26 protein-coding genes and 3 pseudogenes are annotated in these 24,769 nt (G+C 39.6%); 22 read left to right on the top strand and 7 right to left on the bottom strand.

What is annotated here, in order from left to right; genetic code table 11:
- Positions 1 to 118: 118 nt before the first annotated feature.
- A pseudogene (locus tag LIS78_RS14345) lies at positions 119 to 619 on the bottom strand (YhcN/YlaJ family sporulation lipoprotein).
- Positions 620 to 760: 141 nt separating this feature from the next.
- Here LIS78_RS14345 and LIS78_RS14340 point away from each other — a divergent pair.
- From LIS78_RS14340 to LIS78_RS14330, 3 genes and pseudogenes are all read left to right on the top strand, one after another.
- A pseudogene (locus LIS78_RS14340) lies at positions 761 to 930 on the top strand (GlsB/YeaQ/YmgE family stress response membrane protein); the annotation flags it as partial.
- A gap of 231 nt (positions 931 to 1,161) precedes the next feature.
- Positions 1,162 to 1,746 (top strand): hypothetical protein, encoded by a 585-nt coding sequence (locus LIS78_RS14335; RefSeq protein WP_195782957.1) that lies wholly within the window; start codon positions 1,162 to 1,164, stop codon positions 1,744 to 1,746.
- A gap of 64 nt (positions 1,747 to 1,810) precedes the next feature.
- Positions 1,811 to 2,044, top strand: a complete 234-nt coding sequence (locus LIS78_RS14330) for a hypothetical protein (protein ID WP_195782958.1) — start codon at positions 1,811 to 1,813, stop codon at positions 2,042 to 2,044.
- A gap of 52 nt (positions 2,045 to 2,096) precedes the next feature.
- On the opposite strand, the gene LIS78_RS14325 is transcribed toward LIS78_RS14330, so the two are convergent.
- Entirely contained in the window at positions 2,097 to 2,762 is a 666-nt protein-coding gene (locus tag LIS78_RS14325) for a cupin domain-containing protein (RefSeq protein ID WP_195782959.1), read from the bottom strand.
- A gap of 228 nt (positions 2,763 to 2,990) precedes the next feature.
- Here LIS78_RS14325 and LIS78_RS14320 point away from each other — a divergent pair, with 228 nt between their 5' ends.
- The 4 genes from LIS78_RS14320 to LIS78_RS14305 all read left to right on the top strand — a co-directional run bounded on the left by LIS78_RS14320 (position 2,991) and on the right by LIS78_RS14305 (position 7,735).
- Positions 2,991 to 3,821, top strand: a complete 831-nt coding sequence (locus tag LIS78_RS14320) for a glycosyl transferase family 2 (RefSeq protein ID WP_252283857.1) — start codon at positions 2,991 to 2,993, stop codon at positions 3,819 to 3,821.
- A gap of 140 nt (positions 3,822 to 3,961) precedes the next feature.
- Entirely contained in the window at positions 3,962 to 4,846 is an 885-nt protein-coding gene (locus tag LIS78_RS14315; protein WP_098314995.1) for a superoxide dismutase, read from the top strand.
- A gap of 565 nt (positions 4,847 to 5,411) precedes the next feature.
- Positions 5,412 to 5,969, top strand: a complete 558-nt coding sequence (locus tag LIS78_RS14310; RefSeq protein ID WP_195782962.1) for a 3D domain-containing protein — start codon at positions 5,412 to 5,414, stop codon at positions 5,967 to 5,969.
- Positions 5,970 to 6,247: 278 nt separating this feature from the next.
- Positions 6,248 to 7,735: a DHA2 family efflux MFS transporter permease subunit gene (locus tag LIS78_RS14305; protein ID WP_098277972.1), complete on the top strand. Its 1,488-nt coding sequence runs from the start codon at positions 6,248 to 6,250 to the stop codon at positions 7,733 to 7,735.
- Positions 7,736 to 7,768: 33 nt separating this feature from the next.
- Here LIS78_RS14305 and LIS78_RS14300 read toward each other — a convergent pair whose 3' ends face one another.
- Positions 7,769 to 8,449, bottom strand: coding sequence for a DUF421 domain-containing protein (locus LIS78_RS14300; protein ID WP_116071723.1), 681 nt, complete (start codon positions 8,447 to 8,449; stop codon positions 7,769 to 7,771).
- Positions 8,450 to 8,607: 158 nt separating this feature from the next.
- Between LIS78_RS14300 and LIS78_RS14295 the strand changes: the two genes are divergently transcribed.
- The 4 genes and pseudogenes from LIS78_RS14295 to LIS78_RS14280 all read left to right on the top strand — a co-directional run bounded on the left by LIS78_RS14295 (position 8,608) and on the right by LIS78_RS14280 (position 12,861).
- Positions 8,608 to 9,252 (top strand): LytTR family DNA-binding domain-containing protein, encoded by a 645-nt coding sequence (locus tag LIS78_RS14295; protein WP_014459738.1) that lies wholly within the window; start codon positions 8,608 to 8,610, stop codon positions 9,250 to 9,252.
- A 131-nt stretch (positions 9,253 to 9,383) separates the two neighbouring features.
- Positions 9,384 to 10,898 carry a succinyl-CoA:acetate CoA-transferase ScpC gene (gene scpC / locus LIS78_RS14290; RefSeq protein ID WP_252283856.1) on the top strand — a complete coding sequence of 505 codons (1,515 nt, stop codon included), beginning with the start codon at positions 9,384 to 9,386 and terminating at the stop codon, positions 10,896 to 10,898.
- 119 nt (positions 10,899 to 11,017) lie between these two features.
- Complete coding sequence (locus LIS78_RS14285; RefSeq protein WP_252283855.1) at positions 11,018 to 11,980, top strand: quinone oxidoreductase family protein; 963 nt, start codon at positions 11,018 to 11,020, stop codon at positions 11,978 to 11,980.
- Between the two features lie 104 nt (positions 11,981 to 12,084).
- Positions 12,085 to 12,861, top strand: a pseudogene (locus tag LIS78_RS14280) (SDR family oxidoreductase).
- 16 nt (positions 12,862 to 12,877) lie between these two features.
- On the opposite strand, the gene LIS78_RS14275 reads toward LIS78_RS14280, so the two are convergent.
- Complete coding sequence (locus LIS78_RS14275) at positions 12,878 to 13,660, bottom strand: SDR family oxidoreductase (RefSeq protein ID WP_097823188.1); 783 nt, start codon at positions 13,658 to 13,660, stop codon at positions 12,878 to 12,880.
- A 307-nt stretch (positions 13,661 to 13,967) separates the two neighbouring features.
- On the opposite strand from LIS78_RS14275, the gene LIS78_RS14270 reads away from it, so the two are divergent.
- On the top strand, positions 13,968 to 14,165 hold the full coding sequence (locus LIS78_RS14270) for a hypothetical protein (protein ID WP_014459743.1): 198 nt from the start codon (positions 13,968 to 13,970) through the stop codon (positions 14,163 to 14,165).
- A gap of 142 nt (positions 14,166 to 14,307) precedes the next feature.
- Positions 14,308 to 14,580, top strand: a complete 273-nt coding sequence (locus tag LIS78_RS14265) for a hypothetical protein (protein ID WP_116071735.1) — start codon at positions 14,308 to 14,310, stop codon at positions 14,578 to 14,580.
- Between the two features lie 29 nt (positions 14,581 to 14,609).
- Here the strand turns inward: LIS78_RS14265 and LIS78_RS14260 are convergent, their stop codons facing one another.
- Positions 14,610 to 14,846 (bottom strand): hypothetical protein, encoded by a 237-nt coding sequence (locus LIS78_RS14260; protein ID WP_013057410.1) that lies wholly within the window; start codon positions 14,844 to 14,846, stop codon positions 14,610 to 14,612.
- A 267-nt stretch (positions 14,847 to 15,113) separates the two neighbouring features.
- Between LIS78_RS14260 and yjcZ the strand changes: the two genes are divergently transcribed.
- Complete coding sequence (gene yjcZ, locus LIS78_RS14255) at positions 15,114 to 15,251, top strand: sporulation protein YjcZ (RefSeq protein WP_013057409.1); 138 nt, start codon at positions 15,114 to 15,116, stop codon at positions 15,249 to 15,251.
- 192 nt (positions 15,252 to 15,443) lie between these two features.
- Here the strand turns inward: yjcZ and LIS78_RS14250 are convergent, their stop codons facing one another.
- On the bottom strand, positions 15,444 to 15,644 hold the full coding sequence (locus tag LIS78_RS14250) for a cold-shock protein (RefSeq protein WP_013057408.1): 201 nt from the start codon (positions 15,642 to 15,644) through the stop codon (positions 15,444 to 15,446).
- A 283-nt stretch (positions 15,645 to 15,927) separates the two neighbouring features.
- Here LIS78_RS14250 and LIS78_RS14245 point away from each other — a divergent pair, with 283 nt between their 5' ends.
- Both LIS78_RS14245 and pdxR read left to right on the top strand, forming a co-directional pair.
- Positions 15,928 to 17,628: a pyruvate oxidase gene (locus tag LIS78_RS14245; protein WP_252283854.1), complete on the top strand. Its 1,701-nt coding sequence runs from the start codon at positions 15,928 to 15,930 to the stop codon at positions 17,626 to 17,628.
- Between the two features lie 306 nt (positions 17,629 to 17,934).
- Complete coding sequence (gene pdxR / locus LIS78_RS14240) at positions 17,935 to 19,368, top strand: MocR-like pyridoxine biosynthesis transcription factor PdxR (protein WP_252283853.1); 1,434 nt, start codon at positions 17,935 to 17,937, stop codon at positions 19,366 to 19,368.
- Positions 19,369 to 19,573: 205 nt separating this feature from the next.
- Here pdxR and LIS78_RS14235 read toward each other — a convergent pair whose 3' ends face one another.
- Positions 19,574 to 19,774: a cold-shock protein gene (locus tag LIS78_RS14235; protein ID WP_013057405.1), complete on the bottom strand. Its 201-nt coding sequence runs from the start codon at positions 19,772 to 19,774 to the stop codon at positions 19,574 to 19,576.
- 346 nt (positions 19,775 to 20,120) lie between these two features.
- On the opposite strand from LIS78_RS14235, the gene LIS78_RS14230 reads away from it, so the two are divergent.
- The 6 genes from LIS78_RS14230 to LIS78_RS14205 all read left to right on the top strand — a co-directional run bounded on the left by LIS78_RS14230 (position 20,121) and on the right by LIS78_RS14205 (position 24,559).
- Entirely contained in the window at positions 20,121 to 20,999 is an 879-nt protein-coding gene (locus LIS78_RS14230; protein WP_252283852.1) for an NAD(P)-dependent oxidoreductase, read from the top strand.
- Between the two features lie 23 nt (positions 21,000 to 21,022).
- Positions 21,023 to 21,817 carry a GDSL-type esterase/lipase family protein gene (locus tag LIS78_RS14225; protein ID WP_195782972.1) on the top strand — a complete coding sequence of 265 codons (795 nt, stop codon included), beginning with the start codon at positions 21,023 to 21,025 and terminating at the stop codon, positions 21,815 to 21,817.
- Between the two features lie 13 nt (positions 21,818 to 21,830).
- Positions 21,831 to 22,742 (top strand): ABC transporter ATP-binding protein, encoded by a 912-nt coding sequence (locus tag LIS78_RS14220; RefSeq protein WP_252283851.1) that lies wholly within the window; start codon positions 21,831 to 21,833, stop codon positions 22,740 to 22,742.
- A complete protein-coding gene (locus tag LIS78_RS14215; RefSeq protein WP_013057401.1) occupies positions 22,735 to 23,715 on the top strand; it encodes an ABC transporter permease in 981 nt (326 codons plus the stop codon). The genes LIS78_RS14220 and LIS78_RS14215 overlap by 8 nt, the downstream gene beginning before the upstream one ends.
- Before the next feature lie 133 nt (positions 23,716 to 23,848).
- Complete coding sequence (locus tag LIS78_RS14210; protein WP_252283850.1) at positions 23,849 to 24,112, top strand: hypothetical protein; 264 nt, start codon at positions 23,849 to 23,851, stop codon at positions 24,110 to 24,112.
- On the top strand, positions 24,113 to 24,559 hold the full coding sequence (locus LIS78_RS14205; protein ID WP_252283849.1) for a DUF6376 family protein: 447 nt from the start codon (positions 24,113 to 24,115) through the stop codon (positions 24,557 to 24,559). It begins immediately after the preceding gene.
- Positions 24,560 to 24,769 lie beyond the last annotated feature (210 nt).

The following is a 24,769-nucleotide window of genomic DNA, read 5'->3' as shown; positions in this document are numbered from 1 at the left end:
TATAATGTATATGGCATTCAATTGAGAAATAAACGCATATGAAACCTCCTTAATTTATAAGGAGGTTTCTCTTTGCTGGAACATAGTAGATTAACTTGCTGCGCTCAATCGCTCTTATTTAACGAGCATTAGGAAATACTCTTTGAACTGTTTCAGTAAACTCTTCAAATAATCCTTTTACTGGAGCACCTTCATTAATTCTTTTTTCATAATCTTTCATTCGGTTCACAAAATCAGGATTTGCTGATACATATACCTCCTGAATATCCGAGTCTGTCGCCCTTACTTGATCTGCAATCTTCTTTTCCAAACGGTCTGTTACCTTTCCATTTGTTCCATCTTGTAAAACAACTGCAACATAGGCATTCCGGTTTGTTACGATTACGTTTGCGCTGTCTACTTCGTCTAATTTGGCAATGCGATTTGCAGCCTCATCAGCTACTTCTAATTTTGTTTGGTTTTTATCATTATTCTCCTCATTAGGTTCAAATCCAACATTTCATGGCCCATTGTTGTTACGGGCATTCTCTGCACGTTGTTCAGAAGGTTCTTCAGTTGGATCGGGTTCAGCTTCATCCTTTTTATCATTGCATCCAAAAAGGAATCCTACAGATAAAATCGTTGATAGGAGACCTAATAAATATTTTCTTTTCTTTCTCTTGTTTTCACTCCTTGTAGTAGTCGTATAACTTTAGCATTCCAATTATTTTCAAAAAAAATACAGGCAATAATTTAATAATCAAAATAAGCATAGTGTTATATTATTGCTGGTTTTATTGGTGCATGGTTAGGTGGGCTTATCTTTGGAGACTGGGGACCAGACATTAGTGGATTTGCCGTTATCCTGCTATTGTCCGATCTATTATTTTCGTAGTGATTGTAAGTTTTATTACGAGGAAAATACGTTTTGGCAATCGTAGACATACATAATGGATAAGAAAAAACTAAAAAGAGAAGGAAAATGTTTTACATATGCCTAAGAAAAGTATTAGTTGATTGACAAAAACAAGTATCATGTATAGCTATTATGTTAGGACAAAGCAGTTATTATTAATTCCCTTTTTTATTGTACTAAGAAATGATGTATCTATAATCTTTTTGTATAGAAACTTACTTGTTAGAGCATACATAAGCAGAGATTCTATATAGGAGGGTACTTCAGTGAGCTATAAACAATACTGGGGAAACATACATGAACAAAGCGATAAGCTGCAGGAGTTACTATCGTCGTATTGGCATCAGTATTCAGATTTTGGAAACTGGCAGTTTTGGGTGGTGCTTGCTTCGCTCGTTCTTCCTCTTGTGTTGTTGTATTTTACCGTAGACCGGACGAGGATCTTTGAGGTGTTTTTCTTTGGTTACACGGTGCATATGCTTTGGGCATATATTGATATTGCACTTGGACGAAGCGGTCATTTAACGCACACGTTTTTCTTAACGCCTCTGCTTCCGAACGCAACGAACATTACGGCATCTATTTTGCCGGTAGGATTTCTGCTGCTTTATCAATATTGTACAAATCATCAAAAGAATTTTTATCTATATACAATCCTGTTGAGCGCTGTTTTTTCGTTTGGACTGGCGCCTCTTGAACATCATTTTAAATTTATTGATTCAAGAAAAGGAATGAGTTTGTTTTATATTTTCCTTATTGATATAGGAATAACGCTAGTGGCGTACTGGGTTACAAGGCTGCTTGTAAAAGCAAAAGCCGCAGCATATCGTACAGCGGAAAAAGAACGCTGAAAAAATGTTTTAAAATTATCAGTTAAGGGTATACATACACTTAAGACAAATCGAGGTGAAAAAATTGTATTACTATCGCATTTCAGAAGGACAAGACGAAACGTACTCTGAGACAATTGTTATCCATGAAGAACAGTTTGATCAAGGGGCATTTGAAGAAATGGTAAAAGAAGCGATGATCGATAAGCCCGGCAAAATCGACCAAGTGGACATTGTGAAATATTTAATTGGACATTATCATTTCCAAGTTGCATATATTGAAGCAGCCTTTCATAGCACGTATATAGAAGAACAATAACGTTATGTATTCGTTAAAAACCCCGTTGCATCGGCAGCGGGGTTTTTTGTCTCTACCAATATCGATAGTGATAAGGATTTTGAGAATGATAATAAGAATTCTGAGGAGGAGGATACGTATAATGAGGCGTCTGGTGGTGAACGGGGCCTGCTTGTTTTTTCTTTTTATAATGTTCTTTTTCTCCGCATTCGTCCGTTGGTCCAATTACGATGGTTTGATTTTTTAACGGAGCCAGCGTTTTCTTTAGTTGCTCCGGATCTAAGCAGTATGTGTGAGCAAGTACTTCAATAGGCGTCTTATTTAAAATATCTGATCCAAAAATGTATTCCGGGTACGGAGCGTCAAAAATGGCGAGTAAATGGGTATTGTCTTCAGAAGCGATTTCCCAATGCCACCAGCCTTGAGGGATATTGGCTACTTGACCGGGAACAATCGGAATGTTTGTCACTTCATTGTTAAACGGATTGATTAATGAAACGACAGCTGAGCCCGAAATGCAGTAGACAAGCTCAGCGGCATTTTGATGATAGTGCGGTTCGACCACGCGGCTTTCGCTTAAGTAAATATCGAGTAACGATACGTTTCCAAGGGTATTTAGCACATCTCTTCCTAGCCGGTTAATATAGTTTTCGCCATTGCGCGTATTGAGTCTATTTTTATTCACATCAGAAAAGTATTGTACGTTCGGATTATTGTAATCCATATAGGACGTTGACAAGGGTCTTCAGCTCCTATCCTTGAATTTTTCATGATGCTGTATTGTATGTAGAGAGTTTTATTTCGTGACAGAAGCCTAGGAAGATGTAGGTAACCGCCTCTTTTGGATAAAGTGTACAATCATTTGCCCGCTGGTTTTCATATACTGTAACAGGTTTTTTTCACAGAACCATGATCAATGTCAGGAACATACGACAGATCATTTTAAGGAAAGTGAGTTGCAGAGCTGTTGCTTGATCAATATGAAAAAATAAATAGTACGTACGAGAAGCTAGATGAACTTCAGCTGCCGTTTGACAAGCCGGTTTTAGTAGAAGTCGAGTGGAACGGAGTGCTGTTTGAGTTTTTAATAAGGCTGAAAAGAGAGTCTTCTCATTTGCTTGTGTTTGGTTCAGGCGGAGGAGCAAGTCAGGAAATGCCGGCAGGACCTCCATATTTTCAGCGGCATTCGTGGATGAATGAATTCGAAGATTCCATTATTTATTATAACGATCCTACTCTTTATTTAGGAAAAGTGTCGCTTGCATGGGGACAAGGGACGAGCGATCGTTTTTATTTAAAAGACATTGCCGTTTTAATTGAAAAATTCATGAAAAAAGCGCAGGTGAATTCGTCTAACGTGCTGTTTTACGGATCTTCAGGCGGCGGCTTTATGTCGATGTTTTTGGCGGGGTACGTAAAAGGAGCAAAAGCGCTTGTCAATAATCCGCAGACCTGCTTGACCAAGTGGCTGAAAACGCCGGTTCGGCAAGTGTTTAATTTATCTTATCCCAACCTGACAGAAGAGGAAGTGATAGCCTCATACGGTGAGCGAATCAACGTAGTGAAGTTTTTTCGCCATATTAACTATGTGCCAAAGATATATTATTTGCAAAACGGGGCGTTTGAATATGATATGAACAATCACTTGCTTCCATTTTTAACGGATTTGCAGCATATGCCAGACGGCTGTGAAATCAATAATATAAAAGTGGACCTTTATTACAATCCAAAGCTGAAGCACGCGGCTGTTAGTAAGCAAGAAACGATTGATTATGTGAATATGGCAAAGAATATATAAGAAAAAAGGCAAGAGTTCAAGTGCAAAGGAACCCTTGCCTTTTTTATGTCGAATTTTCTAACTCAATAGATACAAGTAGGCAGTTATGTTGCTTTTTTTTTTGAATATGATAGTGAAGATGAGGTGTAAGGAGGGGAAGTATGGCCGATCAAGATGAGAGAAAAAGATACTTGATGGAAGTTCAGACCTGGCTTGAACAAGTGTGTGACCCTGTATTTGAAGAAGCCATTACAGAAGTAGATATAACGTCATATATCACGCGCACGCAAGAAGACGTTCTTGAATATTTAAGTGAAGAAGATGTTAACGAATATACGTTAGAAGAAATCAATAATGCAGTGCGGCATATTGATAAAGTTTTAAAGGAGCGACTTGGAGATGATGGCAGGGAGCGGGAATCTATAGCGCCGGGACGACACGAGCTGCCGCCGCTTGGCTATAGCTATTCAGCTCTTGAGCCGTATATTAACCGGGAAATTATGCGTCTTCATCACAGCAAGCATCATCAAAGCTATGTAGATGGATTAAATAAAGCAGAGCTCATGCTGCAGCAAGCCCGTAACACAAATAATTTTGACCTCATAAAACATTGGGAACGGGAAGCTGCTTTTCATGGCTCCGGTCATTATTTGCATACAATCTTTTGGGAAATTATGAGTCCAGAAGGAGGAGGAAGACCGAGACGCCAGCTGTTGCAGCAGCTTCAAAAAGACTTTGGCAGCTACGAAAAGTTCATGATGCACTTTTCTCAGGCGGCTAAAAAAGTAGAAGGTGTCGGATGGGCAATTTTAGTATGGTCCCCGCGTTCGCGCAAGCTTGAAGTTCTGCAAGCGGAGCGTCATCAGCTTCTCACGCAGTGGGATACGATTCCGCTGCTCGTATTAGACGTATGGGAACACGCGTATTATTTGCAGTACAAAAATGAACGTGATCCGTACGTTGACAATTGGTGGAAAATAGTTTACTGGCCGAATGTAGAAAAAAGGTTTGAGGCAGCTAAAATGCTTCAGTGGCAGCCATATTGAAAATTAGTGTAACCATTATAATTTAAAGATAAAAGAAGCTGGGACAACAGTATTTTAATTGAAGGAAGATCCGAACGAGCGGGATTCTTGATTGAGAATCAACTTCGTTCGGATTTTTTTATTGGTAGGGAGAACGTGAATTTTACATATGTAGGTGTTTCTAGCTGTTGAGTGGAGAGCAAGACGAAGACTCCCGCGGAAAGCGAAGTCTTGCCCGGAAATCAACAGCGGTGTGATAAATGATCTATACTAGTCCTTTATCTCATTTCTTCATTTTTTACATAAACTATGTTCTAAATAATCAATAAAAACCAAATATAAGCCTCTAGAACCAGTGAAATGTTACAAATGAAATAATCCAGTATAAATATGTGTAAAAGCACCGTCATATACCTAAATATGTATGTTTTTGAAGAGTAAAGGTGATTAATTTACTAGTTTAAAAGGAAGAATCTTTATTTTTACTGTAACTAAACTATCAAACTATTGACATGTTACTGAAATATAACTGTAATATTCATGTGTTATTTTTTATGTATTGGTAGATAAAGGGGAAATCAATTACATGAAAAAGACAATGATTACGTTCAGTTTAGTTCTAATGTCACTGTTCGGAGTGGCAAGTGGTGCATCAGCTGCAACAAATACATATACAGTAAAAAGCGGAGATTCGCTATACAAAATTGCAAAGACATATAAAGTATCGGTTAGTCAGCTGAAACAGTGGAACAACTTAAAATCAGATAACATTCATCCAAAACAAGTATTAAAAGTATCTCAAGCAAAATCAAGCACGCCTGCTAAAGCAGCGCCTGCGAAGTCTTCAAACGTTGTGAAAGAATTTAAAGTAACAGCAACAGCGTACACAGCGAACTGCAAAGGCTGCAGCGGAAAAACAGCGATTGGAATTGACTTGAAAAAGAATCCAAATCAAAAAGTTATTTCTGTCGATCCAAAAGTGATTAAACTTGGTTCAAAAGTATACGTAGAAGGTTACGGCACAGCAATCGCAGCTGATACAGGCGGTGCGATTAAAGGAAATAAAATTGATGTTCTTCTTCCTTCGCAAAAAGAAGCGTTAAAATGGGGAAGAAAAACAGTAAAAGTTCAAATCTTAAAATAAGTATTTTTAAGGAAATGAGAGCCTTCGTTGAAAGGCTCTCATTTTTTTCTTCATTAAAGGGCATGCTACTTTATATATACTGATGGAAAAGTTTTACGAAAATGATCATATTTGTTGACAAATATTTCGGAAACAGATATATTTATCCGGTATATAATTAAGTTCATTAAATATTCGTGACATAAATTAATAGAATGAACACATAAAATATATTCTTAACCTGTTTGTCATCTGAAGATTTACATACAGATAATTTTAAAGGGAAAGGTCTTGTTAAAATGAATACACAAACACAACAGTCCGATCAAGCCCGAACTCGGTCTATTTTTGGCGTAATGATAATGGGAGCGCTCGTCGCTTTTTTAAATCAAACACTGATTAACATTGCGCTTCCGCAAATGATGGATCATTTCCATGTAACGGCGGCTACGGGCAACTGGTTAACAACCATCTTTATGTTAGTAAACGGAATTGTTATTCCAATTACAGCATTTTTAATGAATCGATTTACTACAAGGCAGCTGTATATTACAGCAATGGGTCTGTTTACAGTAGGAACACTGCTTTGCGGTATCGCACCGACATTTTCCGTTATTTTAGTGGGACGCGTCGTGCAAGCAGCAGGAGCAGGGATTTTATTTCCGTTAATTACCAACGTTATCTTTACGTTATTCCCGCCTGACCGACGCGGTTTTGCGATGGGGATTTTTGGTGTAGCGATGAACTTCGCACCGGCAGTAGGTCCGACGCTTTCTGGTTTAATAGTTGAGCACTACTCATGGCGCGTTTTATTCTTTATGATGTTTCCAATTGCACTTATTAACGTAATTGCGGCAATTATTTTAGTGAAAAACGTGACAGAAACAAGCCGACCGAAGCTAGACGTGCTTGGCGTTATTTTATCAACAATTGGATTTGGCGGCTTGCTGTATGCGTTCGCTACGGGCGGTACAAAGGGCTGGACCAGCACTGAAGTATTAGCCATGTTCATTGTAGGCGGTATTTCAATTCTGTTCTTTATTTTCCGCCAGTTAAAAATCGATCAGCCGCTTCTTGAATTCCGTATTTTCCGTTACCGTATGTTCACTTTAACAACAATCATTAACGTTATTGTGACAATGGCAATGTTTTCAGGTATGATTTTAATGCCGATTTATATGCAAAACGTACGCGGTTTTTCACCGTTTCTTTCAGGCCTGCTGTTACTGCCAGGAGGAATTGTAATGGGGATTATGTCTCCGATTACAGGACGGCTGTTTGATAAGTTCGGCGCAAGATGGCTTGCTGTTATTGGTTTAGCGATTACCGTTGTGACAACATATGAATTAACAAAACTTGAAACGACAACAACATTTATGTATGTAATGATTGTTTATACTGTTCGTATGTTTGGTATGTCGCTGCTCATGATGCCAATCTTTACAGCAGGGTTAAATGAACTTGCGCTTAGCTTAAATAAATACGGCACAGCGATGGTTAATACGCTTCGAATGGTTGCTGGAGCTGTAGGAATGGCGTTCTTTGTCTCCATTATGATGAATCAAGGTGAAAAACATGTGAAAAACATCGTAATGAATCAGCAAATTTTGCCGACAGATAAAGGCAGTATGGCTGTAGCTGTGAATCAAGGTACGGCAATGGGCATTAACGATGCGTTTATGATCGCAACGATTTTAAGTGTGATCGCGTTTGTTTTAGCCTTCTTTATTCGCAAAACATCACCAAAAGAAGATACCATTACAAATCGTGTGAAAAAAGCAAGCTAATAAAAAATCCGTGCCTTTTGGTACGGATTTTTTTTATGAGTTAAATTTGTCTTTTTTATAGTCAATATAAAGCGATCCGTCCGATTGAACCTCAGCGTAAAAGACGTCATCAATTGAGTTGACTCCCGCTTTTTCTAGCTGTTTATGCAGCCAGTTATGATCTACGTGCAGGTCCTTCAACGAATCTTCGTTCGCTTTGCCATCGTAAATAACGCCGGTTGAAGTTGGAAATAAAAGCGTTTTTGACCACGAGTTTGGCTTTTTATCTTGTTTTTGCATAACGGAAAGATTTCCGTTGATTTCTAATATAGCGTACTCGACATCTTTTATGGAAAATACGTTTTGCTGCCTCAGCATCCCTAAAAGAGATTCAATATCTAGCCGTACTTGCTTTAACGCCTTTTCCATCACTTTTCCTTGCTTAATCACAATTTTTGGCTCACCGGTAATAAGATGCCGTGCTTTTTTCGATTTCATTCCAATATAGCCCATAGCGATCGTTAAAAATGTCCATCCTAGCAGTGAATAAACTCCTTTATCAATCTCTACTCGCTTATCAGTGGAGAGGGAAGAAGCAATATTACCAATCGTAATCGCCGTAATAAATGTAAACACATTTAACTGGCTGATTTCTGTTTTTCCCATGAGCCGCGTTAAAAGAAGCAGCACAAAAAATGAACAGGCGATTCGAAACGTCGATTCAGCATAGCCCATACATTTCACCCTTCCTTCATTTCGTTGTTTTATGTTGTGAAAAAATAGAAATTTTATGCAGTTGAAAAGATAAATTCCATGCTTCTTTCCCAATCGCTTTTGCTTTTGCGCTACAATAAAGAAGCAGCATGTTTGACTAGACAAAAGAAGGTGAAAAGATGAAACCATTTAAAGCATCAGCATTATTAGATGTCATCAGTGAATTGTTCTCTGATGAAGCGTCGATTGCCGTTTCAGATCTAGAAACGTACGTATATTACAGGGCAAGTAAACGAATTAATTTAAAAATCAGCCCTGGAGATCAAATTAAAAAAGGAACGATTACATATAAAGCATTAGAACGAAAGCAAAAAGTATCGGAATTTATTCACCGAGACGTGTTCGGTACGCCTTACTACGGCATGGCCGTGCCTTTCTTAGATGAAGGAGATGTTCAAGGATGCGTGACGGCGATTTTTCCTGCGTTAACGAGCGGAAAGTCAGTTGTGACGTTAAAGGTGAATGAGGGATGGATACCGGTTCCTTTCTCAAAAATCATCTACGTGGAAGCGCGTGACCGAAAAACATATGTGTACGCACAGAAGTATACTGGTACGCATAAATACACGTTAAATGAATTTGATTATGTGCTTCCAAAAGAAGAGTTTGTGCGCTGTCATCGTTCCTTTATCGTCAATGTGACGCAGATTCAAGAAATTTACCCTGATACACATTCAACCTTTTTATTAGTGATGAACAACGGAGAAAAAATTCCAGTCAGTCAGTCGTACGCCAGCTATTTTCGAAAGCTGCTTGGGTTTTAACCGTCATTTTGCTTAATTATCATCAAATATGCTGTTTTATCGCTATTTTTGTCCATTTCATTCCGAAAACTCTTGTGGCCGCTTGCTTTACAGTAAAATGGTAAAAAGAGCAAAAACAAGGAGTGAATAGAATGGAAAACGTTTGCAATCGAATTAAGCATCAAGCACTACAGAATCGTGTTGTATCTGCTGAAGAAGCAGCGTCTTGGATTCAAGATGGAATGACCCTTGGTTTAAGCGGTTTTACGCGCGCGGGGGATGTCAAAGCTGTACCGTTTGCGCTAGCGAAACGAGCGGAAACAGAACCGATAAAAGTCAGCGTATATACGGGTGCTTCGCTTGGATCAGATGTGGATAAGCTATTTGCAGAAAAAGGCATGTTAAACAAACGCCTGCCGTTTCAAGCTGATCCAACAATGCGTAAAAAAATTAATGAAGGTGAATTTCAGTTTATCGACCAGCATTTATCGCATACTTCTGAATGGGTGCGTTCAGGCGTGTTAGATTCAATAGATTTCGCTATTTTGGAAGCGGTTTCTATCACGGATGACGGAATGATGATTCCAACAACGTCAATCGGCAATTCAATGGTGTTTGCCAAGCATGCAAAATCGATTATTATTGAAATTAACACAGCACAGCCAGAGCTGTTAGAAGGTATCCACGACCTGTATGACCCAGGCGTTCAAGGACAGCGAGATGCAATTTCTTTGAAAAAATCTGATGACCGGATTGGTTCGTTAGGCATACCAATTGATGTGGATAAAGTAAAGGGTATTGTATTTACAAATCAGCTAGATTCACCGTCTACGATTGTAGCACCTGACAAAGAAACGGTTGTGATGGCTCAAAATTTGATTTCATTTTTACGCGAAGAAATTAAAGAAGGGCGATTAACTGAATCGCTTGCTCCTTTACAATCTGGAATTGGGTCCGTAGCAAATGCTGTTTTCCACGGTTTGTTAGATTCAGAGTTTCACGATTTAGAAGTATATTCAGAAGTATTGCAAGACGCTGTGTTTGATTTATTTGACGCAGGAAAAGTCACGTTTGCTTCTTGCTGCTCAATTACGCTTTCAGCGGATAAAATGGAGCAGGTTTTCTCTAATTTTGAAACATATCGAGATAAACTTATTCTTCGTCCGCAGGAAATTTCAAACCATCCAGAGATTATTCGTCGCTTAGGGCTGATTTCAATTAATACCGCGCTAGAACTAGACATTTACGGAAACGTTAATTCAACGCATGTGATGGGAACAAAAATGATGAACGGAATCGGAGGTTCAGGGGATTTTGCCCGAAATGCGCGCCTTGGTATTTTTGTGACAAAATCAATTGCCAAAAACGGCGATATTTCAAGTATAGTGCCGTTTGTTTCACACGTGGATCATACGGAACACGATGTGGATGTGATTGTAACAGAGCAAGGGTATGCAGACCTACGCGGACTCGCTCCAAGAGAACGTGCAAAACGCATTATTGAAAATTGTGCCCATCCAATGTACCGCGACCAGCTTATGGCGTATTACGAAGAAGCGCTCACACGAGGAGGCCAAACACCGCACGTTCTTGAAAAAGCCTTTTCTTTTCATACGTCTTATCAAAAAAATGGAACGATGCGAGAAGTTGTAGCGCAAACAAATTAAAAAAACGCTTTGTCTCATGACGAGACAAAGCGTTTTTCTGCTGAGTAAGAAACTTGTGTTTGTTATCTCTTTGACTTACGATGAAAGGGAATACATAAAGAAAACGAGGTAACTTATATATGAAAGCATTAGTATTTGAAAAGTTTGGAGGACCTGACGTTCTTCACTATCAAGATATACCGAACCCCTCTATTGGTCCAACAGACGTACTAGTAAGTACAAAAGCAATTGGACTTAATTTTGCTGATGTGTACCGAAGAAAAGGGAACTACCACTTAACGGGTACACCTCCGTATATTTTAGGATATGAAGGAGCAGGTGTGGTAGAAGAAGTAGGAGCAGAAGTAAGTCACGTTAACGTAGGAGACCGTATTGCTTTTGCTGACGTCCCTTTTGCAAATGCAGAGCTTGTTGCCGTGCCACAAGATAAAATGATTGCTGTACCCGATGATATTTCGTTTGATGCAGCTGCTTCTGTGCTTTTACAAGGGTTAACGGCGCACTATTTAACACAAGACAGCTACAGCATTCAGCCCGGCGATTATGTGCTTGTTCACGCAGCTGCTGGAGGCGTAGGTCAGCTTTTAGTTCAAATTGCCAAGCTATTAGGCGGACAAGTCATTGGCTTAACGTCATCTTCTGAAAAAGCAAAAGCAGCGGCTCAAGTAGGCGCTGACTATGTCTTTTTATACGAAGATAACTGGGTGGAACAAGTGAAAGAAGTAACGAAGCGAGGCGCAGATGTTGTCTACGAATCTGTAGGGGTTACGCTAGAAAAAAGCTTTGAAGCCGTAAAAACAGGCGGAACCGTGGTATTTTACGGAATGGCAGGAGGCGATCCGGCCCCGGTCGACCCGCGTATGCTGATGGATACCTCTAAAACGCTTACAGGCGGAGACTTGTGGAACGTGCTTGTGTCATATGAAGAACGTAAAGTACGTTCACAGCAGCTGTTTGAGTGGATCAGTAAAGGTCAGCTTGTGCTAACCGATCCTGTCGTATTTGACTTAAAAGACGGAGCGAAAGCACATGAGCTTCTTGAAAGCCGAAAAAGCACAGGGAAAATTTTGTTAAGACCGTAAAAGAAAGGCCCTTTAGTCAAGGGCTTTTTTCTGTTAGTAAAGGAGAAACTAAGGAGCTGTCTAATATATATAGTAGACAAGTAGAGTAAAAGAGGTGAAGGTAGATGAAACATGTATTGATTACAGCGGGTCATAAAGGTATTGGCAAGAAGGTAACAGAACAGTTTTTTTAAAAGCAGTATTCCGTTACCGTCCATTTTCGCAGTGATAAAAATAAAGTGCGAGAACTGCAAAAAGAATGGTATCAATATAAAGACAACGTACAGTTTGTAGAAGGAGATATAACGAATAAAGCAGATATTGAACATGTCGTTGCGCGGGCTATGGAGCAATTTGGACGTATTGATGTTTTAATTAATAATGCAGGTCCGTATGTATTTGAAAGAAAAAAATTAATAGAGTACACAGACAGTGAATGGTATGAAATGCTGGAAGGGAATTTAAGCTCCGTTTTTCATTTTGTAAAAGCTGTTGTTCCTGTTATGAAAAAGCAGCAGTTTGGAAGAATTATTACATATGGTTTTCAAGATGTAGAGCATACCCCTGGATGGATGTACCGCGCGGCTTTTAGTGCCGCTAAGTCAGGGCTAGCTTCTTTGACCAAATCGCTTGCTCTAGAAGTAGCCGAATACGGGATTACGGCCAATATGGTCTGTCCCGGAGATATTGTAGGAGACATGAAAGAAAATGATATCATAAAAGCAAGATTACTAGAAGATAAAGCAACGCCTGTCGGTCGATCAGGGACAGGAGAAGACATTGCGCGTATTATTGAGTTTCTTTGTGATGAAAACTCAGATATGATTACAGGCAGTATTATATCCGCTTCGGGTGGAGTAGACGTTGTTCATAAAAGCAAAAAACAAGCCCCTGGCAGATAATGCAGGGGCTTGTACGTTACAGCAGCGATTCTCCGCCGTCAATAAACATTTCACTTCCGGTAATATGTTTGGACGCGTCAGAAGCTAAAAAGAAAATTAAGTCTGCTACTTCTTCGGGCTTAGCAGAGCGTTTAGCAAGCGGCTGATTGCCATTTGGATATTCAATTGGAATCGCTACTTCTTTTAATTTGTCTTCTTGACGGAATGTATTGCTTTCAATATTTGTATCAACTGCTCCTGGACAAATGACGTTTACCCGTATTCCATATGTAGAAAGTTCAAGAGCTGCCATTTTGCCGAAGGCCATTTGGCCAGCCTTTGAGGAACTGTATGCGCTCATGCCGATATTTGAAAATGTACGGTTGCCGTTAATCGAGCTAGTAATAATAATGCTTCCTCCCTGAGCTTTCAAATAAGGAATAGAATGCTTCACCGTTAAAAAAGTACTTGTTAAATTTGTATCAATCGTTTTTGTCCAATCTTCTGGTGATAGTTCTTCAATAGAAGAGAACGTACCGTTGATGCCTGCGTTAATAGAAACAATATGTAATTGACTCCATAAGCTGCTAATCGTTTCGATACTCTCTTTTATACTTTCAGAGTCAGATACGTCTGTTTTAATGGCTATACACTCTCCGCCGCTAGACATGATGGTCTCTTTTACTTCGTGTAATTTTTCTTCCTCTAAATCTAAAAGAGCAACGCGCGCTCCTTGTTCAGCTAATGTAATGGCTGAAGCACGTCCAATTCCAGACGCCGCTCCCGTCACAAGCGCAACTTTTCCAGTTAATGCAATCATTTGTAACCCCTCCATATAAAAATGTTGTTTCCTTTCTTTAACCTATACAAAGGAAATAAAAACCTCTTTTGAAATATTTGTATTTAAATTTGCTAAAAGATGCCAAAAGGAAAAGAGAAAACAGCGGCGAATTATTAATATGACGCCAGAACATGAAAAAGCTAATGTCAAATGAGCTTACTTGAGTAGCTAAAGATATACCCTGTCTTTTCAGAAGAATGTTTATATAAAATTTTACATCAGAGGGACTTGCAAATCGTTCCTTGAAAGCTTACACTAGTAAAGCACAGAAAAAGGACGGTGTTTTATGAAGAAGAAAGATAATGTGATTCCATTCCCGCAAAGAAGGGAAGCGGCTGCTTATGTTCCCGCTTCTATTAGCTTAGATAAGGATATTGTGGAATTTTTAGAAATTATGAATTTTGAAGATCGCAATGATTTTTTAAACGAAATGATTGATTCATTTTTTAAATACGTAAAAGGTGAAGAAGACGAAGTAAGATAAAAGGTAACGTAAAGACATCCAAAGAGATGTTTTTTATTTTGTGACCAATTGCTTAAAAGGCATGCTTAAGCCTCGTATAGTTATTTATGGTATAGTATACATTAGATACTATCTAGCAGGTGCAAATGCGAGGAGTGATAAGATGAGTGGATTTAAAAAAGACATTCGTGCCGGATCTGAAGAACCACACTCACTAGAACAATTAAAGCATGAAATGGAGCAAAGCCTGTGGAATTTAAGAAAAGATTTGCGAAATGAAAATCGCTCGGAAACGGAAATGGCAATGATTAAAATTTCGCTGCTGTCACTATTTGAGGAACAGGCAAATAAATTGAGTGAAACTGAGCTTTCTGACTACCTTGCCGATTACCACAAAAGAGTCGAGCAGTTATTCGACAGGTATAGCTATAAATAAGACAAGCATCCTTGCGGGGATGCTTGTTTTTATTTGAGCAAAATTCGCTTGTATTCATTGCGCTTCAGAGGTTTGGATACATACCCGTCGGCTTCTAGCTGATAAATAATGGTGGCAGCTGCATACACGCTAAAGGCATGATCAAGACCAAAGTAGTCTTGCAAAGCGGCGACGCTCACTTCCTCTTGAAAGATTTTACTGCGATTCGATAAGACAATAGGGTAGACGTTTTTAACGATTTGCTTTGAAATTTCGAGTGTTAACATATTGAATCCCTCCTGTGTGAGTGTACATAACTAAAGGTATTCAGCACGGTGTACATTCATGAAAAAGGGAGCGATTACATTTTTAAAAGATAAAGAAAAGAGGAGTAAATGCCCATAAAATCAAATGTTTTATCTCTTTGTGGGACATGTTTGAAAAACGCAGTATTTTTAGTGTATGACAAACATTTTCAAAAGTTCTATGGAATTATTAGGAGCAATTTAACTAAATCCACATATCTTAAAGTATAGCAAATGGAGGTGAAACACATGGGATACTACGGAGGTTACGGATACGGTTGTGGTTATGGCGGCGGTGGCTGCGGCGGCGGTTTCGCTTTAATCATTGTACTTTTCATCTTATTAATCATCATCGGCGCTTCTTGCTTCGGCGGCGGCTGGTGCTAATTATTAAAAAATGATGACGACGCAACATCCACACTTTATTTCTTCAACTATTTCTTCCACAAAAGGTCTCTTCGGGATGAAGAGACTTTTTTAGTTTATTATTTATAATAACGTGTACAAACTACACGTTAAAAAGATTTTATGCGTGGTTCTACATAAAAAAAAGACTCTGAAATCAGAGTCTTTTTCTACTTATGCTTTTTGAACGTTAGCAGCTTGAGGTCCGCGTTGACCTTCTTCAACGTCGAATGTTACAGCTTGACCTTCGTCTAAAGATTTGAATCCTTCGCTTTGGATTGCTGAGAAATGTACGAATACATCGTCGCCATTTTCGCGCTCGATAAATCCGAAACCTTTTTCTGCGTTAAACCATTTTACTGTACCTTTTTCCATGAATGTTGCCTCCTCGTGTGCTATGCACACATTGTATTACTATCCTTGCTCATGATCAAAATCTTTAAGACGAAAGTATTCACCTATCGATTGTTGCCGAACAAAAATAATTCTTCTTATAGAATAGCAAAAGTTAATGATAATTGCAAGGAATGAAGAAAATTTAACGAAGATGGTTTATTCATTTAATGAAAGAAAACGAAAATTATACGAGTGAAAATAAGTAAGAAAGAGCGTATCAGGTCACACTATCTCTATATATAAGAAGAAAGGGGTCAGTCATATGTTTAAACAAAAAGCAGGGGAAAAACTGATTGAACTGTTAATTGAATGGGGCGTTGATCATATTTATGGCATGCCAGGAGACTCCATTAATTCAATTATTGAACCGCTTCGCAAAGCCCAGGACAAAATTAAATTTATTCAAGTGAGGCACGAAGAAGCGGGAGCTCTCGCAGCGGCTGCATATGCAAAGCTAACGGGTAAAATCGGTGTATGCACGGCTATTGCCGGACCGGGAGCGATTCATTTACTGAATGGTTTGTATGATGCAAAGTTAGACAAAGCTCCCGTTTTAGCACTTACGGGGCAAGTGGAGTCCGATCTTATCGGAAGCGATGCGTTTCAAGAAATTAATTTAGAACGAATGTTCGATGACGTGGCTGTATATAACCAGCGAATCATGTCCGCTGAACAGCTTCCCACTGTTGTCAATCAAGCGATTCGAACAGCTTATGCTAAAAAAGGTGTGGCTGTGTTAACCATTCCCGATGATATTCCTCGTTTTGAAGTCGGATCAGAAGCACGAGAAACATCAAGCATAATCGTTAAACAAGACGTCTTTCCTCACAAAGAAGACCTTGAAAAAGCAAAAGATTTGATTGGTAAAGCAGAAAGTCCGGTTATTTTAGCCGGTCGAGGCACACATGAAATGAGAGAAGAGCTGCTTGCGTTTGCAGAAAAAATCGCAGCACCTATTGTCCTTACGCTTCCTGGAAAAGGCGCAATACCGGATGAACATCCATATTGTCTTGGAGGACTTGGGTTAATCGGGACAAAGCCAGCGTATGAAGCGATGCAAGAAGCGGATACGCTCATCATGATTGGAACGTCCTATCCGTTTACAGGCTTTTTGCCAGACCATGCGAAAACGATTCATATTGATATTGATCCTGCACAAATTGGCAAAAGGTATCCTGTAGATGCGGGGCTTGCCGGAGAAGCAAAAACAACAATTCAGTGGTTCTTAGAAAACGTTGGCCGCTCAGAGCATCGCCAGTTTTTAGAGCAAAGTCAAGAACGTATGAAAAAGTGGTGGAGTCAGCTTGATACCCAAGAAGCAAAAGAAAGTCTACCTATCAAGCCTCAGCGAGTGATTCGAGCGCTTCAGCACGTAGCAGCTGATAACGCGGTCTTGTCTGTAGATGTAGGAAACGTCACAGTATGGATGGCGCGTCATTTTCGTATGACAAATCAGCAGTTTGTGATTTCAAGCTGGCTAGCGACTCTCGGATGCGGGCTGCCGGGCGCACTTGCTGGAAAAATTGCTTATCCCGAGAAGCAGGTGTTTGCGGTCTGTGGAGACGGCGGCTTTGCGATGACGATGGCAGATTTTATTACAGCTGTTAAATACAATCTTCCGCTAGTTGTGGTGCTATTTAATAACCATAAAATCGGTATGATTAAATTTGAACAAGAAGTAATGGGAAATGCTGAATTCGGCACAGACTTAACAAATCCGAACTTTGCTAAGTATGCAGATATTTGCGGAGGTGTTGGCTACCGGGTTGAAAAAGAAGAAGAGCTGCTGCCGGCTTTTGAAAGTGCTGTTAGACAAAATAAGCCGTGCATTATCGATGTAATCGTTGATGCAAATGAAGCGCCTATGCCAGCTAAGATTACGCTAGGGCAAGCAACGGGTTATGCCAAGCATATGGTGAAAGAATTGTTTCAAGAAGGCAAGCTAGATTTACCTCCTCTATAAAAAAGAGGCTGTGACAAAAGTATTTTAGTAAAGATCCGAACGATGAACAACTGAGACTCTTAATGGAGAATCAACTTCGTTTGGATTTTTTTATTGTGATGGTGAATGTAGTTTAATTAACTATAAATTTATTATGTAAACTTAAATACCAACAAATGAAAAGTAGTGATATCATATTTATTTTGTAAAGTGGATGAGCAAAAAAACATCGAATTGGATGGTCTTTTTTTATAAAACTGCTTTAAGATAAGAGAGATAAAGGATAAACTACTAATAAGAAAGTTTAAATGTAAGGACTGACGCCGCATGAACTGGAGACCAGATCGCGCTAGCAAAAAAGCGATTTATAAACAAATTGCAGAATATATTGAAAGCTGTATTTCATCGGGAGCGTTTCCGCCGGATTCTATGCTGCCATCAGAACGAACGCTTGCTGCTGAGCTAAATGTGAACAGAAGCACGGTAGTAGCTGCTTATGAAGAGCTGCAGGCACTTGGAATCGTAGAACGTAAAAAAGGAAGCGGCACGCGAGTTAGTTCGAGCATCTGGGGAATTTCCCGTAAACGTATTCCAAACTGGGGGAGATATGTAGAAGACGGTTCATTTTTGCCTAATTTACCTCTCGTACAGCGAATAAGAAGCGAAGCTTTGCGAACAGATTTTGTAAACTTAGCCAGCGGAGAATTAGCTCCTAGCTTATTTCCAAGTGAAGATTTTCAGCGAATATTAGCGGGCATGCCGTTTAATGAGCATTTAGGCTATGATCATCCTCACGGCAATGAACGTCTGCGTGATGCTATTGCTGCTCATGTTCATGAGTACCGGAAAATCTCCACGGACTCTAATTCCATTTTAATTACATCAGGTGCACAGCAAGCACTTCATTTGATTGTGCAGTGCCTGTTAAAACCAGGAGATGCAGTAGCAATTGAAGATCCGTCCTATAGCTATTCACTGCCGCTTTTTCAATCAGCAGGTTTACGAACGTTTTTGCTGCCTGTAGATAAAAATGGAGCCAACCCGGACGACTTAGTAGAATTACATAAAAAGCATCGCATTCGTATGGTTTTTTTAAATCCGTATTATCAAAACCCGACCGGTATTGTGTTATCAGAAGCGCGTCGAAAGCGGTTTTTAGAGCTTTCTTCAGAATACGGCATTCCGCTTATTGAAGATGATCCTTATTCACTCACGGCATTTGACGGAAATGTACATCAAACGCTGAAATCGATGGACGAGAACGGAAATGTCCTCTATATCAGCTCGCTTTCTAAAATTGTTGCATCGGGCCTTCGAATTGGCTGGATAGTGGGGCCAGAGCAAGTGATTCAGCGCCTGGCAGATGCTAAGCAGCAAATTGACTTTGGTCACAGCATCTTTCCGCAATGGATTGCTTATCAATTCTTAAATTCCCCTACGTTTTCTTCTCATATTGAAAAGCTTAGACAAGAGCTCAAAAAACAAGAGTATGCCCTGTCGTCGAGTCTGAACGAATTGCTCGGGTCAAAAGTATCTTTCGATTCGCCTCAAGGCGGGATTCACTTATGGTGCAAGGTGAATCAGCCGGTCGACGATTATCGTTTATTGGAAGAATCACTTAAAAGAGGAGTTGCTTTTGTTCCGGGAAGCGTGCTGAGTTCTCAAAGCGGAGCTATTCGCTTTACGTTTGGCAGAGGGGAAGAAGAGGTCATTCGAGAAGGAATTAAACGTTTTGCGAGCGCCCTAAAGAGTCTGGAATAGCTATAAACATAGGTAAACGTGCCGGATGAAAGTTTTATTTTATTATTTCGTATAGATTGTTATGATCTTGTGCTATACTAAGAGTACCATTAACTTTACTTCTGTACTTGTACCGACTGGTCCTGTTGAAAAACAGGGCTTTTTTTATGTTTGTACGCAAAAAAACAGATCCTTTAAAGGATCTGTTTTTGATATGTTGTGTTTCTTATGCTTTTTGAACGTTAGCAGCTTGAGGTCCGCGTTGACCTTGTTCTACGTCAAATGTTACAGCTTGACCTTCGTCTAAAGACTTGAAGCCTTCGCTTTGGATTGCTGAGAAGTGTACGAATACATCGTCTCCACCTTCGCGCTCGATGAATCCAAAACCTTTTTCTGCGTTAAACCATTTTACTTTACCTTGTTCCATAATTGTTGCCTCCTCGTGCGGACTCGCACATTGTGGTACTATTCTTGCTCAAATCTAAAGACGAAAAGTGACAATACTCATACATCCCCACCGAACAAAAATAATTCTCTTACATCTTAGCAGAAATTTCCTATGTTTGCAAGCGCTTTATTCAAAAACCATTCGTATTTTTTTTGACAAGTTTTTCATAAACCGTGTCTAAAAAATGTCACATTTTGAACATTTTAGAAAGGCTATTCTTTGTATTCACTTTTACTGTAGTTATATAATAATGAAAATATGTTTTTTCTAAAGATAGAGAACAAGTATAAACGTACATACTGAGTACTGAAATGGAGTGGTAAAGATGAAAGTAGGTTTGATTGGTTTAGGAAATATGGGATTACCGATGGCGGAAAATATGATAAAAGCGGGTCATGAACTTGTCATTTATAACCGCACTGCTTCAAAGGCGGAGAGTCTTGTGAAAAAAGGAGCAAAGGTTGTAGAGACACCTGCTCAAGCAGCACAAGAAGCGAATCTTGTCTTTACGATTCTTTCAAATGATGAGGCTTTAGAAGAAGTAACGCTTTCAGAAGCTGGTGTACTTGCAGGCCTTCAAGAAGGTGGTATTCACGTCTCAGTGAGTACTATTAGCGTAGATTTGTCGGAAAAATTAACAAGCGCACATGCTGCATCAGGACAGCATTTTGTTGCAGCGACTGTTTTAGGTCGCCCCGACGCAGCAGCAGCTGCGGCTCTCAAAGTAATAGTTGCAGGTAATAAAGAAGCAAGAGAGCAAGTTTGGCCGCTATTTGAAGCGATTGGTCAAACTATTTTTACTGTAGGAGACGAGCCTTACTTATCAAATGTAGCTAAGCTTGGCAATAATTTTTTATTAGTATCGATGTTAGAAGCTGTTTCTGAAGCAGTAGTCATGGTAGAGCAGTATGGCATGCAAGCGGAGGAGTTTCTTGAAGTGGTTAATAGCTTATTTGCATCTCCTGTGTATAAAAATTACGGCAATTTAATTGCTAAAAGAGACTTTGATCCAGCCGGGTTCAAGCTGGAGCTTGGACTAAAAGATGTAAACCTGGCTATTGATGCAGCCAAAAAAGTGTCCGCTCCGCTTCCGTTAGGAGAGCTTGTGAAAGGTCATTATGAACAAGGAATCGAAAATGGCTGGGGTCATTTAGACTGGTCCGCTTTACTAAAAACAGTTGAAGCTCTAAAAAAAGATAACTAAAAAGACGAAAAGGAGTGCAGCCAGTGAAAGCGAAAGGAAAGTGGGTATGGATTGTATCCTTTATTTCGATTATTTCGTGTCTGCTGTTTGCAGCGGGGCTTGGAATGTCTATTTATGATTATGTTAGCGCCTCAAAAGCTACTGTAAAAGAAATGCCAAAGCCAAAGCAAGAAACAAGCATCAGTAACAAAAGTACAAAGAATTATACGATTGTCGCTTTAGGAGATTCACTGACAAGAGGAACAGGAGATGCAGCGGGAAAAGGATACGTTGGATATTTAAAAGATAATCTTGAAGAAAAAACGAAGAAGAAAATTCTCTTAAGTAACTTTGGAATAAAAGGTCAAACATCTTCGCAGCTGGCAAGTCAAGTAAAGCAGCAGCAAATTCAGCGGCAGATTAAGTCTGCAGACACCGTGTTGATTACGATTGGCGGAAATGACTTATTTCAAGGGGGCCAAACGCTGCAAAACTTAAATAAAAACAATATTCAAAAGCTAGAAAATGACTATTTAAAAAACGTAGACAGCATCTTAAAAAGCATCCGTTCGGCAAATAAAGACGCGACGATTTTTTTAATTGGTTTATATAATCCGTTTAGTAACCTGCAAGATGCAAAAACGACAACGGCTATTGTACGAGAATGGAATTACAAAAGCAGTGAATTAAGCGCTAATTATAAGCAAACTGTTTTTGTTCCGACCTTTGATTTGTTTCAGCTAAAGGTAGATGACTACTTATATACTGATAAGTTTCATCCGAATGCAAAAGGCTACAAGCTGATCGCAGAGCGTGTAGCATCGCTTATTACGTGGTAAGGGAGGGAATGATATGAGTGAAGTAACGCTTTCAGTAAAAGGACTGAAAAAAGTAATAGGAAAACGTGAAATCATCAAAAATATTGATTTTGAACTAAAAAGAGGCGAAGTATTTGGGTTTTTAGGACCCAATGGAGCTGGTAAAACGACAACGATTCGAATGCTTGTCGGCTTGATTCGCCCGACGGCTGGTTCCATTTCTATTTGTGGATACAGCGTATCGAAGCAGTTTACAAAAGCGATGGAGCATATCGGCTGTATTGTTGAAAACCCTGAGCTGTATCCATACTTAAGCGGCTGGGAAAATCTGCAGCACTTTTCACGCATGATTCCTTCTATGACGGAAGAACGTATTCACGAAGTGGTGGAGTTAGTTGGCTTACAAGAGCGTATCCACGATTTAGTTCGCACTTATTCGTTAGGTATGAGGCAGCGTTTAGGAATTGCACAAGCGCTTCTCGGAAAACCAAAAGTGCTCATTTTAGATGAGCCAACGAACGGACTAGACCCTTCTGGGATTCGGGATATGCGTAAATTTATTCGCTTTTTAGCTGAAAGTGAAGGTCTAAGCGTCTTAGTATCGAGTCATTTGCTGAGCGAGATTCAGCTAATGTGTGATCGAGTAGCGATTATTGCAAAAGGAGAAGTTATTCACACAGAATCGGTGAAGACCCTGTTAACTCAGCAAGAGCGCTTACTGTGGAAGCTAGATCCGCAGCCTGCAGGAATAGATGTCTTAGAACAAGTGACGGACTTTGTGCAAGTGCAGGGGAAGTATGTCACGACGTTTTATGAAGAAGCTGAAGTGGGAGAGTGGAACAAACAGCTCATTCAAGCAGGAGTAACGGTAAAAGAAATGAACCGAAAGCTTCCAACTCTTGAAGATTTATTTATCGAAATGACAGGAGGCGAATCGATTGATTAGTTTGGTTCAAAATGAAATGATCAAGCTTGTTCGAAAAAAGCGCCTCTTAATCGTTACGCTTATTATGGGCGTTTTGATTTCCATGTTCACATATGCTCAGCTTCGCGAAACGCAGCGCCTTCAAGAAAAGCTAGGAACGACCGATTGGCGCAGTACGCTGCAGCAAGAAATTATCGATACGCAAAACCGGCTGAGCGGAAGCCAAATTTCAGATGATTGGCGCAAGCAGCTTGAAATTCGCGTGGCGCAGCAACAGTATTACTTAGATAACGATATCAATCCTTCAGAACCAGGAGCGCCAACGTTTGTGCGAGGGTTCATTGAAAACGCCATTCAGCTTTTGCTGCCGCTGATGATTATGATTATTGCAGCGGATTTAGTGTCTTCAGAGTACAGCTTGGGATCCATCAAGGTATTGTTGACGAGGCCTGTGAAACGGTGGAAAATCCTGCTTAGTAAATATATCACGCTCGTCATGTCCGTCTCGTTTTTAATTTTAATGTTTGGCGTTTTGTCGTATCTCATTTCTGGCGTTGTATTTGGATTTAAAGGCTGGACAGCCCCTATTCTTACGGGGTTTAGCGTGCAGGGAAATGACTTAAATACAGCGGACGTCCATTTAATTTCGCAGTGGAGATATATTTTAATGGAGTTTGGTCTTGCTTGGTTTGTATCACTTGTTGTTGGAACGCTTGCTTTTATGCTGTCTGTTTTAATTAAAAGTACAGCTGCGGGTATGGGTGTGATGCTTGCTTGTTTGATTGCAGGTACGATTTTAAGCAGCATGGTTTCTTCATGGCATTCGGCTAAGTATTTGTTTATGGTTAATTTAAATTTAACTTCTTATCTGCAAGGCACAGCTCCTCCGACTGAAGGAATGACATTAGGGTTTTCCTTGGGTGTTTTAACTATTTGGGGACTTGCCGGGCTGCTCGTGTCTTTTCTGGTATTTACCAAAAAAGATGTGTACTAATTCCATATAAGTTGACGATAATCAGGAACGTGCGTTATGATTGTGTTAACAAAAAATGCTGTTTTGCTCAAAGGGGAGTAGCTCTTGCAGTAAAGTCGTCATTTCGAGATTATTATCTCCGGCTTTATTGACAATGCAAATTGTTAGCGAGACCTTTGCCAATGTTGCCATTGGTAAAGGTCTGGATAAAAACACCTTTACCAAATGTGGTAAAGGTGTTTTTTGTTATTTCAAAATGAGAGAGGAGCTTGAAAATGTCAAAACTATCGAGACTGTTAAAAAGCCCCGCTGTAAAAAAAGGAATAAAAAAAGCTGTACCCATTATTATGAAAGAGTTAAAGAAACGAAAATCGAAAAGAAGATAGCAGAAAAGAAAATAAGAGAGGTTGAGTGCTAAGTGAAAAAGTGGATGCTAGTGATATCAACTGCTGTTCTTTTTATGGTCGGCGGCTGTTCTTTTCTTGAAGATACAAGCAGTACTTTGAACTACGCAAACGATGCGAAAGATTACGTGAGTGAAGCACAAAAGTTTGCTGAAGAAATACCGCCTCTAGCGGAAAAAGCTGTTAATGACGACGAGGCAATAAAAAAGCTAGAGCAAAAGCTGCAGGAAATGAAAGGGAAAGCTGAAGAATTTAATAAAACAAAAGCTCCTGACGTCGCTTCTGATGTGCACGATCAGCTTGTTCAACAAAATGAAAAAATCATTAGTGGAATTGAAGCATATGAAGCCAATATAAAGGATGGCAGCTTCAATCCAGAAGCGCTAAAAAACAGTGAATTATTTCAATCAATTCAAGATGTATCAAGTATTATGAACCAAATTAAAGAATTAGGTCAGTAAGAAAACAAGCCTGGGACAAAAGTGTGTTAGTTGAAGAAAATCCGAACGATGAATCAAGATTCTTGATGGAGAATCAACTTCGTTCGGATTTTTTCATTTGTAGGGTGAACGTAGGCTTCACGTGTATAGGTGCTTCTAGCTGTGGATTGGAGGGCAAGACGAAGACTCCTGCGGGAAAAGCGGAACAGATGAGACCCCGCAGGAGCGCAA

The organism is Priestia megaterium, from assembly GCF_023824195.1.
GTDB classification, from domain to species: Bacteria; Bacillota; Bacilli; order Bacillales; family Bacillaceae_H; genus Priestia; species Priestia megaterium_D.
The sequence above is the reverse complement of the archived record's forward strand: the minus strand, read 5'-3'. Positions and strand labels throughout refer to the sequence as shown.